The 11,929-nt window shown below is 74.4% G+C and carries 14 protein-coding genes; 10 read left to right on the top strand and 4 right to left on the bottom strand.

Going from position 1 to position 11,929, the window contains the following annotated elements:
- Positions 1 to 113 precede the first annotated feature (113 nt).
- Genes Q6349_RS03700 through Q6349_RS03690 form a run of 3 tightly spaced genes read left to right on the top strand, consistent with a single transcriptional unit; the run spans position 114 to position 2,849 of the window.
- Positions 114 to 1,052 carry an ABC transporter substrate-binding protein gene (locus tag Q6349_RS03700; RefSeq protein ID WP_304602913.1) on the top strand — a complete coding sequence of 313 codons (939 nt, stop codon included), beginning with the start codon at positions 114 to 116 and terminating at the stop codon, positions 1,050 to 1,052.
- 1 nt (position 1,053) lies between these two features.
- Positions 1,054 to 2,064: an amino acid ABC transporter permease gene (locus Q6349_RS03695; RefSeq protein ID WP_304602912.1), complete on the top strand. Its 1,011-nt coding sequence runs from the start codon at positions 1,054 to 1,056 to the stop codon at positions 2,062 to 2,064.
- Positions 2,061 to 2,849 (top strand): amino acid ABC transporter ATP-binding protein, encoded by a 789-nt coding sequence (locus Q6349_RS03690; RefSeq protein WP_304602911.1) that lies wholly within the window; start codon positions 2,061 to 2,063, stop codon positions 2,847 to 2,849. The genes Q6349_RS03695 and Q6349_RS03690 overlap by 4 nt, the downstream gene beginning before the upstream one ends.
- Positions 2,850 to 2,857: 8 nt before the next feature.
- Here Q6349_RS03690 and Q6349_RS03685 read toward each other — a convergent pair whose 3' ends face one another.
- Positions 2,858 to 3,634, bottom strand: coding sequence for a hypothetical protein (locus Q6349_RS03685; protein WP_304602910.1), 777 nt, complete (start codon positions 3,632 to 3,634; stop codon positions 2,858 to 2,860).
- Positions 3,635 to 3,791: 157 nt separating this feature from the next.
- Here Q6349_RS03685 and Q6349_RS03680 point away from each other — a divergent pair, with 157 nt between their 5' ends.
- Positions 3,792 to 4,328, top strand: a complete 537-nt coding sequence (locus Q6349_RS03680) for an RNA polymerase sigma factor (RefSeq protein WP_304602909.1) — start codon at positions 3,792 to 3,794, stop codon at positions 4,326 to 4,328.
- Positions 4,325 to 5,131 carry a hypothetical protein gene (locus tag Q6349_RS03675; RefSeq protein WP_304602908.1) on the top strand — a complete coding sequence of 269 codons (807 nt, stop codon included), beginning with the start codon at positions 4,325 to 4,327 and terminating at the stop codon, positions 5,129 to 5,131. The genes Q6349_RS03680 and Q6349_RS03675 overlap by 4 nt, the downstream gene beginning before the upstream one ends.
- On the opposite strand, the gene Q6349_RS03670 is transcribed toward Q6349_RS03675, so the two are convergent.
- The gene (locus Q6349_RS03670) at positions 5,115 to 6,119 is read right to left on the bottom strand and encodes a cell wall metabolism sensor histidine kinase WalK (protein ID WP_304602907.1); all 1,005 of its coding nucleotides are present in this window, start codon (positions 6,117 to 6,119) and stop codon (positions 5,115 to 5,117) included. The two genes, Q6349_RS03675 and Q6349_RS03670, sit on opposite strands and share 17 nt — an antisense overlap.
- Positions 6,116 to 6,886 carry a response regulator transcription factor gene (locus Q6349_RS03665; protein ID WP_304602906.1) on the bottom strand — a complete coding sequence of 257 codons (771 nt, stop codon included), beginning with the start codon at positions 6,884 to 6,886 and terminating at the stop codon, positions 6,116 to 6,118. The genes Q6349_RS03670 and Q6349_RS03665 overlap by 4 nt, the downstream gene beginning before the upstream one ends.
- Before the next feature lie 165 nt (positions 6,887 to 7,051).
- Here Q6349_RS03665 and Q6349_RS03660 point away from each other — a divergent pair, with 165 nt between their 5' ends.
- The 5 genes from Q6349_RS03660 (at position 7,052) to Q6349_RS03640 (ending at position 11,077) form a co-directional block, all read left to right on the top strand.
- Positions 7,052 to 7,507, top strand: coding sequence for a hypothetical protein (locus Q6349_RS03660; protein ID WP_304602905.1), 456 nt, complete (start codon positions 7,052 to 7,054; stop codon positions 7,505 to 7,507).
- A gap of 163 nt (positions 7,508 to 7,670) precedes the next feature.
- Entirely contained in the window at positions 7,671 to 8,273 is a 603-nt protein-coding gene (locus tag Q6349_RS03655) for a SigE family RNA polymerase sigma factor (RefSeq protein WP_304602904.1), read from the top strand.
- Positions 8,270 to 9,478, top strand: coding sequence for a hypothetical protein (locus tag Q6349_RS03650; protein WP_304602903.1), 1,209 nt, complete (start codon positions 8,270 to 8,272; stop codon positions 9,476 to 9,478). Before Q6349_RS03655 ends, Q6349_RS03650 begins: the two co-directional genes overlap by 4 nt.
- Positions 9,479 to 9,557: 79 nt before the next feature.
- Positions 9,558 to 10,175 (top strand): SigE family RNA polymerase sigma factor, encoded by a 618-nt coding sequence (locus tag Q6349_RS03645; RefSeq protein WP_304602902.1) that lies wholly within the window; start codon positions 9,558 to 9,560, stop codon positions 10,173 to 10,175.
- Positions 10,172 to 11,077 carry a hypothetical protein gene (locus Q6349_RS03640; RefSeq protein ID WP_304602901.1) on the top strand — a complete coding sequence of 302 codons (906 nt, stop codon included), beginning with the start codon at positions 10,172 to 10,174 and terminating at the stop codon, positions 11,075 to 11,077. The genes Q6349_RS03645 and Q6349_RS03640 overlap by 4 nt, the downstream gene beginning before the upstream one ends.
- Before the next feature lie 3 nt (positions 11,078 to 11,080).
- Here the strand turns inward: Q6349_RS03640 and Q6349_RS03635 are convergent, their stop codons facing one another.
- Entirely contained in the window at positions 11,081 to 11,836 is a 756-nt protein-coding gene (locus Q6349_RS03635; protein WP_304602900.1) for an excalibur calcium-binding domain-containing protein, read from the bottom strand.
- Between the last annotated feature and the right edge of the window lie 93 nt (positions 11,837 to 11,929).

Raw genomic sequence — 11,929 nt, 5'->3', positions numbered from 1 at the left:
TGGTGCCGTGGTTTGAGGATCTATGGAATAGGTATGCATACTGCTGCATAAGCGCTCCGCGGCTCGGACCGGGCGGGAGCGTCGTCCTCCTCCACGCGATCCCTGGAGCCGTCATGCGCGCCCGCACCGCCCTGCCCCTGTCCGCCGTCGCCGCCGTCGCGCTGCTCGCCGGCTGCACCACCGCGTCCGAGGACCTCGCCGCCCCCGCCGGTGGCGGCGCCTCCGCGGACACCTCGGACGCACCGACGGCCCCGGCGTTCGACGCCTCGACGCTCGAGGCCGACCCGGAGCTCGTCGCGCTCGTCCCCGAGGACGTCGCCGAGGACGGCGTGCTCACCGTGGGCGCCGAGCTGTCCTACGCCCCGGCCGAGTTCCTCGCCCCCGACGGCGTCACCCCGGTCGGGTTCGACGTCGACATCGCCCACGCGGTCGCCGCCACCCTGGGACTCGAGGCCGAGGTCGAGCCGTCCACCTTCGACGCGATCATCCCGGCCGTCGGCACCAAGTACGACGTCGGCATCTCCGGGTTCACCATCGACGCCGAGCGGCTGCAGGTCGCCCACATGGTCAGCTACTTCGACGCCGGCTCTCAGCTCGCGGTCGCCGCCGGCAACCCGGACGGCGTCGACCCCGGCGACCTGTGCGGCACCACCGTGGGCGTGCAGACCGGCACCGTCCAGCAGGGTGCTCTCGACGAGGCGTCCGCGGACTGCGAGGCCGACGGCGCCGACCCCGTCGAGGTGCTGCCCTACGACTCCCAGGCCGACGTCACCACCAACCTCGTCGGCGGCAAGGTGCAGGCCATGTACGCCGACTCCCCGGTGACGGCGTACGCGGTCGAGCAGACCGGGGGCGCGGTCGAGACCCTCGGCGACATCACGGACGCCGCGCCGTACGGCGTCGTCGTCGCCCAGGACGACGACGCGCTCGCCGAGGCCGTCCAGGGCGCCCTGCAGCAGCTCATGGACGACGGCACCCTGACCGAGATCCTCGACGGCTGGGGCAACGCCGAGGGCGCGCTCTCCACCGCCGAGCTCGACCCCTCCGTCTGACATGACCGCCGCCGATACCCCCACCCGCGCTGCCACGTCGACGGCCCTGCCCGAGCCCCTGAACGCCCGCCCGGTCCCGCGCCCGGGGCGCTGGCTGTCCGCCGCCGTGATGCTCGTGCTCGCCGCGATGGTGGTGCACGCGCTGGTCACCAACCCGAACTTCCGCTGGGACACGGTCTGGCTGTACCTGCGCGACGTCAACGTGGTGCGCGGCGTCGGCTGGACGCTCGTGCTCACCTTCGGGTCCATGGCCATCGCCGTCGTGCTCGCCGTGCTCCTGGCGATCATGCGGCGCAGCGACAACCCGGTGATGCGGTCGGTCTCCTGGGCCTACATCTGGTTCTTCCGCGGCACCCCGATCTACACCCAGCTCGTGTTCTGGGGACTGATCTCGGTGCTGTACCCACGGCTCAGCCTCGGCATCCCGTTCGGGCCGGAGTTCTTCGTGTTCGACACCCGCGACGTCATCACGGCGTTCTGGGCGGCGCTCGTCGGGCTCGCCCTCAACGAGGCCGCCTACCTCGCCGAGATCGTCCGCGCCGGGCTCGGCTCCGTCGACCCCGGCCAGGCGCAGGCCGCCCGCGCCCTGGGGATGACCGAGCCGCGCATCCTGCGCCGCATCGTGCTGCCGCAGGCCATGCGCGTCATCGTGCCGCCCACGGGGAACGAGACCATCTCCATGCTCAAGACGACCTCGCTGGTCGTCGCCGTGCCGTTCACCCTGGAGATCACCTACGCCACCTCCGCGATCGGGACCCGCACGTTCCAGCCCATCCCGCTGCTCATCGTGGCGGCGCTGTGGTACCTGCTCATCACCTCGGTGCTCATGGTCGGCCAGTCCGCCGTCGAGCGGTACTACGGGCGGGGGTTCGACGGCGGCGCCACCGGCGGCCGGCGCGGTCGCCGGTCCGGACCCGGCTCCGGACGCGGCCCGCGACGCCTGAGCCGGCAGGCGGCGATCCGCGGTGCCGGCACGACCACCGACGACCCCTTCGCGGAGGTGACCCCATGACCGCCACGACGACCCCCATGGTCGAGGCCCGGGACGTGCACAAGGTCTTCGGCCACGGCGACCAGGCGCTGCACGTGCTGCGCGGCGTCGACCTGGTGGTGCCGCCGGGCTCGGTGACCGTCGTCCTCGGACCGTCCGGTTCCGGCAAGTCCACCCTGCTGCGCTGCCTCAACGAGCTCGAGCAGATCACCGCCGGGTCGGTGCACGTCGACGGTGAGCTGCTCGGTTACCGGCACGACGCCCGGGGCGTCCTGCACCGGCTGCACCCGCGCCGGATCGCCGCCCAGCGCTCGCGGATCGGGATGGTGTTTCAGCGGTTCCACCTGTTCGGCCACCTGACGGCGCTGGAGAACGTCGCCGAGGCACCCGTGCAGGTCCGCGGGCTGTCGAAGGCCGCGGCTCGGGAGCGTGCCGTCGAGCTGCTGGACCGGGTCGGGCTCGCCGACCGGGTCGACCACTACCCGGCCCAGCTCTCCGGTGGCCAGCAGCAGCGCGTCGCCATCGCCCGCGCACTGGCGATGGACCCCGAGCTCATGCTCTTCGACGAGCCGACCTCCGCGCTCGACCCGGAGCTGGTCGGCGAGGTGCTGGCCGTCATGCAGGACCTCGCCCGGTCCGGCATGACGATGGTCGTGGTCACCCACGAGATCGGGTTCGCCCGCGAGGTCGCCGACCACGTCGTGTTCATGGACGACGGCGTGGTGGTGGAGCAGGGTCCGCCCGCCCAGGTGCTCGACGCACCGACCGAGCCGCGGCTGCAGGAGTTCCTCGCGCACGTCCTGTGAGCCGCGGCTCAGAGCCTCGAGCAGGTGCTGCCCCAGTCGGTGTGCCCGTGCCACACCTTCTTCCAGATGTGCGCCGAGTAGCCCGAGTACGTCGTGCGCGTCTTGGAGATGCTGCGCGTCATCCCGCTGCTCCACGTGCGCGACGGGCCTGTGAGCCAGGTGCTGCCGCGGTAGCAGCTCGAGGCCGACGTCGAGATCTGGTCGATCCGCAGGAACCCCGAGACGCTGCCCGATCCGCGGTACTTCCACGAGGAGTAGATCCGCCCGCTGGACTTGTAGATGCAGATCGTGCCGGGACCCTTCGTGCTGTCGCAGTCGCTGCCGGACCCGATCGCGGTCGTGCTCGCCGTGCCGTCGGTCTCGAGCGTCATCCCGCCCGACGCGGTCGGGCCCTCGCAGGTCTCCACCATCTCGACCCGGTGCGTGACCAGGTCGGCGGGGGCGCCCATCGCCTCGTTGTAGGCGGGATCGACCTCGTCGGCGATCGAGACCTCCACCAGTTCGCACCCGCGGGCGGCCGAGTCGGCCTTCCAGTCCGTGGCCTCGGCCTCGGCCCGCTCCGCGGCGGCCCAGGCGACCCACTCGGCCTCCGGGCTGCCGGGCTCGGGCACGCCGGGGAGGTTCCCCGCGGGCAGGTTCCCGCCGTCGGACGAACCCTCGCCGATCGTGCCGACCGGCTCGCCGATGTCGGCCGTCGCCGGAGCCGTGCCGACCACGCCCGTCCCCAGGGCCAGCACCGTCACGCCGACGCCGGTGGCCACGGTCCGGGAAAGTCTCGTGCGCATCCTGACGCTCCTCACGTCGTCGTCGAGGACGCGCGTCGGCGTCCGCGGTCCTGCACGAGGGTAGCGAGCCCATCGATCAGGGCAACCGTCTCCCAGTACGGTGGAGCAGCACCGGCCCTGCCGGCCATGAAGGGGACGAGGGATCGGGAGGACGAGCGTGGACGACGCCGCGGCCCGCGAGCGCCTGACGCGCCTGTGGGTGGACCATCGCGAGCAGGTGGTGCGGTTCGTCGCGCGTCGTGCCGCGCCGGCGATCGTCGACGACGTCGTCTCGGAGACCTACCTGGTCGCCTGGCGGAGGGTGGAGGACGTGCCGACCGCGGCGCGCGCGTGGCTCTTCGGCGTCGCGCGCACGGTCCTGTCCACCCAGGTGCGCACGCAGGGCCGCTGGCAGGCCCTCGGGGTGCGGCTGGAGCGGGAGCCGACGGCGCAGGCCCGAGGTGCGGACGACGCCGCGGCCGAGCGCGCCGACCTGCGCCGCGCCTGGGACCTGCTCGGCGACGCCGACCGGGAGGTCCTGGCGCTCGTGGCGTGGGACGGGCTGTCCGCCCGCGAGGCCGCCCAGGTGCTGGAGTGCCGTCCGTCCACCTTCTCGGTGCGGCTCACCCGGGCCCGCAAGCGGCTGCTGGCGTACTCCGAGGTGCCCCGCGACACCGCGACCGTGCTGCGCAGGCTGCAGGAGGAGAGGCCATGAGGTCACCGCTGCTGGACGACCTGGGCGGTCTGGACCCGGCACGGCACCTGCGTGCCCCGGGACACCCGGACGACCCTGCCCTGGCGCGGGTGCTGGCCATGGACCGGACCGTGCCGGACCGCTACCTCGCCCCGGCGCGGCGCTCGCGGGCCGGGGTGGCGACCGGTGTGTTCGCGGGGGCCGTGGCTGCCGTGGCGGCCGGGGTCGTGGTGTCGACGACGCTCGGCGGCCCGGAGGCGTACGCCTCGTGGACGCCGACGCCCCAGGTCGTCGACCCCGCCGCCGCGGCGCAGGACGCCGCCTCCTGCCCGACGGCGGCCCACGCCATCGACGAGGACGCGGCCGGCGCGGGGGCGCCGATCACCGAGATCCCGGTGGACCCGGTGCTCGCCGAGGTGCGTGGCGACTACACGTACGTGCTGCTGTCCGGGGACGGGGCGCTCGCGGAGTGCTTCGTGACGAAGGACGGCGGCACGCAGGTGTACTCCTCGGAGTCCGTCGGCGGCACGCCCGTGCCCCGGCCGGGGCCCCGCGAGCTCGTCGTGGCGGAGACCGGTACGGCGTCCTGGTCGGACGGCCCGAGCGGTGAGGGCGCGGTGACCGCCGCGTTCGGCCGGGTCGGGGAAGAGGTCGAGGCCGTCACGGTGGCCACGGCCGACGGCGAGCAGGTCGCGGCGTCGATGGACGACGGCTGGTTCGCGCTGTGGGCGCCGGGAGAGGAGTCGTTCTCGGCCCTCGCGCAGGTCACCTACGTCGACGGGTCGACGGAGGAGGTCCCCCTGGAGGTCACCCCGGCAGGGTGAGCGTGAAGCGGCAGCCGCGGCCGTCGTCGACGTTCTCGACCGTGACGGCGCCGCCGTGCGCCTCGGCGACCGAGCGCACGATCGACAGGCCGATGCCGGCGCCGCCGGACCCCGGGGTGCGGGCCGCGGTACCGCGCCAGCCGGCCTCGAACACGCGGGGCAGGTCCGCCGCGGGGATGCCCCCGCAGCCGTCGGTGACGTGCACGACGGCGGCCGACCCGTGGTCGTCCTCGACCTGGACGCACACGGTGCCCCCGGCCGGGGTGTGCCGCACCGCGTTGGACACCAGGTTGCCCACCGCCCGGGCGACCTCCCGGGCGTCCACGGGGACGACGACGGGCACGGTCACCTCACCCGTGAGCCGCACGCCGGCGGCCGCGGCGGCCGGGCCGGCGGCGGCCAGCGCGTCCGAGGCGAGGTCCCCGACGTCCGTGGGCTCGCGGTTCAGCTCGAAACCCGGTGACTGCAGCCGGGACAGCGCCAGCAGGTCGTCGACCATGTCGCTCATGCGACGGTTCTCCGCGAGGATGCCGGCCGCCGCGTCCGCGGGGGTCGTCACCGCGTCCTCCATCGCCTCCGTCAGCACGCGGACGGCGGCCAGCGGCGTGCGCAGGTCGTGGGACACCCACGCGACGAGCTCGCGGCGTCGGGCCTCGACCTCCCGGTCCCGGTCCCGGGCCGCCACGGCCTCGGCACGCTCCGTGGCGAGGTGGTGGGTGCGCCGGGCGAGCACCAACCCGACGACGAGCGCCACGGGGACGGTGGCGAGCAGCAGCCACAGCACCGTCGTGGAGTCCTTCTCCGACAGGAACATCGCGCGGGCACTGGCGTAGACGCCGGCCGCGACCGACGCCACGACGACCAGCGGGGCGAGCGTCGCGGCGACGGACGGGCGGCGTCGTCCGAGCGCCAGCACGCCGGCCGCCCCCGCGAGCCCGACGACGGCAGCCACCCCGGCCGAGAGGCCGACCCCCTCCAGCGGGGTCACGTCGCGCCCTCCTCCGCGTCCGGGGGACGGGCGTCCCAGCGGTAGCCGACGCCGAACACCGTCACCAGGCGCGTCGGGGCGGACGGGTCGGCCTCGACCTTCTCCCGCAGCCGCCGCACGTGCACCGTCACGGTGGACCGGTCGCCGTACTCCCAGCCCCACACCTCGCGCAGCAGCGTCTCGCGGTCGTGCACCTGGCCGGGGTGGGCGAGGAACCAGACCAGCAGGTCGAACTCGCGCGCGGTCAGCGCCAGCTCCGAGCCGCCGCGCAGCACCCGGTGGGCGGCGACGTCGACGGTCAGGTCGCCGTCGCGCAGGGTGCCCGACGGCGGTGCGGACGCGGGCGACGGTCCGTCCTGCGCGGCTGGGCTCTCGCCTGCCGGGGCGGTGCCGTCGGCCGGGGTGCCCGCCCGCCGCAGCACGGACTGCACGCGCAGGGTGAGCTCGCGCGGGCTGAACGGTTTGGTCACGTAGTCGTCCGCCCCGACCTCGAGGCCGGTGATGCGATCGTCCTCCTCGCCGCGGGCGGTCAGCATGAGCACCGGCAGGCGGGGCCGGTCCGCGCGTAGCCGCCGGCACACCTCGATCCCGTCCAGCCCGGGCAGCATGAGGTCGAGGACGACGGCGTCCGGCGGCCGCTCGTGGGCGGCGACGAGGGCGTCGACGCCGTCGGTCACGTGCTCGGCCGCCATGCCGGCGCGCTCGAGGTAGGCGACCACCACGTCGGCGACGGTGGTGTCGTCGTCGACCACGAGGACCCGGACCATGCAGTCAGCCTAGGCCGTGGAGAGCTTCGCGGACGGCGTCGAGCGGGCACGTCAGCGGCCTGTGAGCACCCCGTAAGGCCCTCGTCATGGACCTGCGCGGCGCCGCGCGGTGGGCTGGACGCAGAGGGCCGGCCACCGGGGTTCGGTCCCGTGAGGAGGACGATCATGCACCGCAACCGCACTCTTGCCGTCGCCGGGTCGCTGGCGCTCGCCGCCGGCGCCGTCCTGGTCCCGGCCGTGGCCGCGCAGGCCGGGGTCACCCAGGGCACCGCGTTCTACGTCGACGGCGTCGCCTACCGCACCGTCGGGACGCCGAACGACCTGTCCGGCACGGGGGCGCCGGACCACTCGTTCGACACCATCTACGACCTGGGCGGCGCCCAGGCCAACGTCGCCGAGGCGGCCCCGGGCGACACCGACTACAACGGCGGCCGCTGGCAGGTCACCGCCGTGCTCTACGAGGACTTCGACGACGTCCTGGAGGCCGGCGACCTGAACGACGACGGCATGCTCGGGTCGGCGGAGGAGGTCGAGGCGGCCATCGACGCCGGAGCGGCCATGGACGGCGGGGTCGTCGCCTCGTTCACCTGCCCGGTGATCCCGTTCCCCGGCGGGCGCTGACCCGGGGCTGCTCGCCGGCGCGTCTGGTCGGCAGCTCGTGCTCGGCTCGGCAGCTCAGGCTGCCGATCACGGCACGAGCTGCCGACCAGATCTGTGAAGGGCGGAACCTTTCGCCATCGCTGCTGCGTCTACGGTGCATGGAGCCTCGGGAGCAGGAGCGTTGATGGGCGAGATGATCCAGGTCCCGATCGCCTCGCCGGGGACGACGGACACCGTCCGGGCACCGTCGACCGCGGTCCACGAGGAGGCCACGCCGACCACCGCGGTCGCCGAGTTCACCGCCTTCGCCCGTGCCCGGACCGCGGGGCTGTACCGCATCGCCTTCCTGCTCTGCGGGGACGAGCACCGGGCCCACGACCTCGTCCAGACGGCGCTGGAGCGCACCTATCGTGCCTGGCCGCGGATCAGCAGCGACCCGTTCGCCTACGCGCGGCGGGTCGTGGCGACCTCCCGGATCGACACGTGGCGCCGCACGCGCCGTGAGGTGCTGCGCGACCCGGCCCCCGGGACGTCGGACCTCGGCGCCTCCGAGCACGCCCCGGACCACGCCCGGCACGTCGCCGAGCGGGACCGGCTCGTGCGTGCCCTGCAGATGCTGCCCGAGACGCAGCGCCGCGTCGTCGTGCTGCGCCATCTGCTGGACCGGAGCGAGCAGCAGACCGCCGACGAGCTCAACCTGGCCCGCGGCACCGTGAAGTCCGCCGGGTCGCGCGGGCTGGCCGCCCTGCGGGCCGTGCTCACCACGACCACCGAGGAGGACGCGTGAACGCCCAGGACCCGCTGCTCGCGGAGCTGCGCGAGGCCGTCGACCACCTCGAGGTGCCACCCGGTCTCGACCCCGACCGGATGGCACGGCGCGCGGTGCGCCGTGTCCGCGCCCGCCGCGTCGTGCTCGCCGGAGGAACTGGCGCCCTGGCGCTCGTGCTCGCCGTCGGCGGGGTCCAGGCGTTGCCCGAGCTGGTCGACCGGCCCCTCACCGGTGCGGTGCTGCCCGGCGGTCCCGGGCCGAGCGAGACGGTCCCCCGGGCGGCCGACGGCGCGGCGGACCGGGTGCGGGTGTGGCTCGGGCCGGTGGTCGTGAGCCTGCCCGCGGACTGGGAGGCGGACGGCCCGGTCGTCCGTCGGGACAGGTTCTTCGAGGTCACCGGCCGGACCGGGGGGATCGCGGACCTGACGGTCAGCGTCGGGGCAACAGAGCGATCCGGGTACATCTTCTACTCCCAGAACCTCGGTTGGACGGTCGACGACCCGGGTGCCACGTTCCCCGACGTCCCCGGCGCGGGACTGACCGTCATGCGTGTGGTCGCCGGGTCCGGGGACACGCTCCGCGCCGTGCTCTCGGTGAGCACGGACGTCGGCGCGAAGTACGAGGTGATCATCGGCGACGTGCCGGACACGGCCGCCGGCCGCGACGTCCTGCAGGGTGTGGTGGACAACCTCTCGGTCGAACGGGAGATCCGGTCGTCGCAGAGCGTGCACACCCTCGACGCCGGGGCGGGACTCCCTGCCGGATGGCGCGAGATCGAGGCGGGCCGCCTGCGGCTCGGCGTCCCGGACGACTGGCAGGACGTCGGTCCGTGGACGGACGACCCCGGGTCGGTGATGGCCGTCAGCCCGGACGACGACGGGTTCGGGGTCGCCCCGGCCGTCGTCGCCGTCCGTCCGACACCGCCGTCCGCGGCCTGGATGGTCTCCGCGCCGCCGAAGCAGACGATGTACCTCCTCGAGGTCGACGGTGCCCGGCGGGTCGTGGTCACGCCGACGTCAGGATCCTGGTGGATCTGGGACACGGGCGACGGGGCCTCGGCGGAGGCCTATGGCCGCCAGGTCGAGGTCGAGGCTCAGGACGTCCGGATCGACGTCGAGCTCGACGACGGCGAGCAGTACACGGTGCACCTGGAGCTGCCCACGGGAGAGGACGGTCAGGAGCTGCTGAACGGCATCCTGGGATCGCTGCGCGTGGCCGACTGACCGGTCGGAAGCGGTCGCGATCCGCGGAAGCGGTCGCGATCCGGTGGAACCTTGGGGCCGGCTGCTGCGTGTACCGATCATGACAGCCAGGAGAGCGGAGGGGACGGCGCCACCGGTGCGGGACTCCGCGCGGGCAGGTCGCGACACCGACGTCGAGGTGCGATTGACCCACGCGGACCGCAACGCCGAGTTCACCGCCTTCATGCGGGCGCACACCGACGTGCTGCACCGGATGGCGTACCTGCTGTGCGGAGACCGGCACCGCGCCGAGGAGCTCGTGCAGCAGACCTTCGAGCGCACCTACCGGCACTGGGGCCGTGCACGCGACGGTGACCCGTTGGCCTACGCCCGCCGGATCCTGGCCAACGTGCGGATCGACACCTGGCGGCGCACCCGCCGCGAGGTGTCCACCAGCCACGATGACCTGTCGGGCGCGCCGTCGTGGACGGGGCGGCCGCCGCCGGGCCGGGCCGAGACAGGCACGGTCGACGACCGGGACGCCGTCGTGCGGGCGTTGCTGCTCCTGCCCGTCAAGCAACGCCGTGTCGTGGTGATGCGCCACCTGCTCGAACTGTCCGAGGCCGAGGTCGCCGGCGAGCTCGGCCTCCCGACCGGCACCGTGAAGTCCACCGCATCCCGAGGGCTGCACCGCCTGCGCACACTGCTCGACCTCGACGGACTGAGGAGCGACCGATGAACGACGACGAACTGATCGACCGACTGCGCCGCACGACCGCCCAGGTCCCGCCGTCGCAGCTGGACCTCGAGGAGGTGCTGCGGTCGAGCCGGCGCAAGCGCCTGCGGTACCGGGCCACGCTCGCGGCCGGGTGCGTCGCGGCGGTGGCCGCGGTCGGGGCGGTCGTCCCGGCGGCGTCCGGCGCGCTGAGCGGCGTGTGGGACGGCGACGACGGCACCGCGGTGGCCGCGGGCCTCGCCGGGTGCGCTGAGGATGATCTCCGCGTCCGGGTGACGGCCACCGCCGAGGCCATGTTCATCACGTCGGTGCAGCCCGTCGTCGTCCCCGGCGGTGATGAACAGGGGAGACGGACGGGGGAGGCGCTGGCCGGCCGACCCGCTCCGGGGGTGCCGCGGGTGACGGTCGACGGCGCCGCCGACGCACCGACGACGGCGATCGTCGAGGCGGTGGCCGCGCACCACGCGGACATGGACCGTCGCGTGGCCGAGCGACGCGCGACGGAGGGTCTGCCGTCGACGGAACCGACGGCTCCGCCGGGCGAGGCGGAGGTCCCCGAGCAGCCGGGACGCCACCTCGTCTACACCACGGCAACCACCCGCCAGGCCTCCGGACGCGTCGGTTGCGGGACGGACGTCCGAGCCGAGCGTGCCTTCTACATGGCGGTCTCCGAACCGGAGGGGTCCGGCGTCGTCTCCTGCGCCGAGCCGGCCGAGGACCCCGTGGAGGCTCAGCTCAAGGTGACCTTCTGCGTCGAGGACCTGACGGACGACGAGCAGCGGATGCTGCCCGACCCCGACGAGCACGGCGAGCCGTCGTTCGAGGATGAGCTCGGACTGCGCACCCTGGCGCCGGCCGGCAGCCTCGACGCCTGGTGGGACGCCGTGGGCCGGCCGGCCGGCTGACGGCTACTCCCCCTCCTCGCAGGCGATGCCGTTGCCGTTGGGGTCGAGACCGCTGCGGTAGCCGGGCGAGCCCTGGTAGATCGGCGCGGCGCCGTCCTGACGGGCGGCGTCGCAGTTCCAGTACCACCACTGGCCGCCGCCGTCGTCGTCCCTCTTGTCGTTCCCCTGCTGCTGTTGCTGCTGCAGCTGCTGCTGCTGGGCGGCCTGGTCGTCGAGCTCGGCCTGTCGGCTGACCAGCTGCGACTCCTTCTCCGCGATCTCGGACTCGCGCTCCTTGAGGGATCTCTCCCGTGCCTCGAGCTCGGCGGCACGCTCGGAGAGCGCCGCCTTGTCCTCGGTGACCTCGGCCTCCAGCGCGGCGGCCTGCTCGACCTGCCGTTCGGCGTCGGCGATGGCCTGGCGGGCGTCACCGGTCTGCACCATCGAGAACATCACGCCGACGATGACCCCGAGGGCCAGGCAGGCGACGGCGACCCCCGCGACGAGCACGGTCGCCGGACGCTGCCGCCGACCGGCGCGTGCCTCGCCCCGGTTGGTGTCGTGGCCCGGTGCGTTCGGCGGCGCGGCGGCGGGCTGTTGCGGCGGGACCGGCGTCGTGGCGCGAGCGGTGGGGTGCGGGTCGTGCACCGGCCGCGCGGACCCGTGCGCCGAGGCCCGGGTGGCCGACGGTGCGGGCGGCGGACCGGCGTCGGGCCGCACGGGTGCCATGACCGTGGTCGCCCCCGGGTCGCCCGCACCCTGGGGCGGGGCGGAAGGCACGGCTGCGGCGCGCGTCGTCGCAGCAGGCGCAGGCGCAGGCGCAGGCTGGGGCGGGGGCGGGGAGTCCTCCACCCAGTACTGCCATCCCGGAGG

It is taken from the genome of Isoptericola sp. 178 (assembly GCF_030586525.1).
Lineage (GTDB): Bacteria > Actinomycetota > Actinomycetes > Actinomycetales > Cellulomonadaceae > Isoptericola > Isoptericola sediminis.
This window is presented reverse-complemented; position numbering and strand designations above follow the sequence as displayed.

Bases quoted from the DNA above. Each gene is read 5' to 3' on its own strand.
- Q6349_RS03700 (WP_304602913.1), top strand. From the start codon at position 114: ATGCGCGCCCGCACCGCCCTGCCCCTGTCCGCCGTCGCCGCCGTCGCG.
- Q6349_RS03695 (WP_304602912.1), top strand. From the start codon at position 1,054: ATGACCGCCGCCGATACCCCCACCCGCGCTGCCACGTCGACGGCCCTG.
- Q6349_RS03690 (WP_304602911.1), top strand. From the start codon at position 2,061: ATGACCGCCACGACGACCCCCATGGTCGAGGCCCGGGACGTGCACAAG.
- Q6349_RS03685 (WP_304602910.1), bottom strand. From the start codon at position 3,634: ATGCGCACGAGACTTTCCCGGACCGTGGCCACCGGCGTCGGCGTGACG.
- Q6349_RS03675 (WP_304602908.1), top strand. From the start codon at position 4,325: ATGAGGTCACCGCTGCTGGACGACCTGGGCGGTCTGGACCCGGCACGG.
- Q6349_RS03665 (WP_304602906.1), bottom strand. From the start codon at position 6,886: ATGGTCCGGGTCCTCGTGGTCGACGACGACACCACCGTCGCCGACGTG.
- Q6349_RS03660 (WP_304602905.1), top strand. From the start codon at position 7,052: ATGCACCGCAACCGCACTCTTGCCGTCGCCGGGTCGCTGGCGCTCGCC.
- Q6349_RS03655 (WP_304602904.1), top strand. From the start codon at position 7,671: ATGGGCGAGATGATCCAGGTCCCGATCGCCTCGCCGGGGACGACGGAC.
- Q6349_RS03645 (WP_304602902.1), top strand. From the start codon at position 9,558: ATGACAGCCAGGAGAGCGGAGGGGACGGCGCCACCGGTGCGGGACTCC.
- Q6349_RS03640 (WP_304602901.1), top strand. From the start codon at position 10,172: ATGAACGACGACGAACTGATCGACCGACTGCGCCGCACGACCGCCCAG.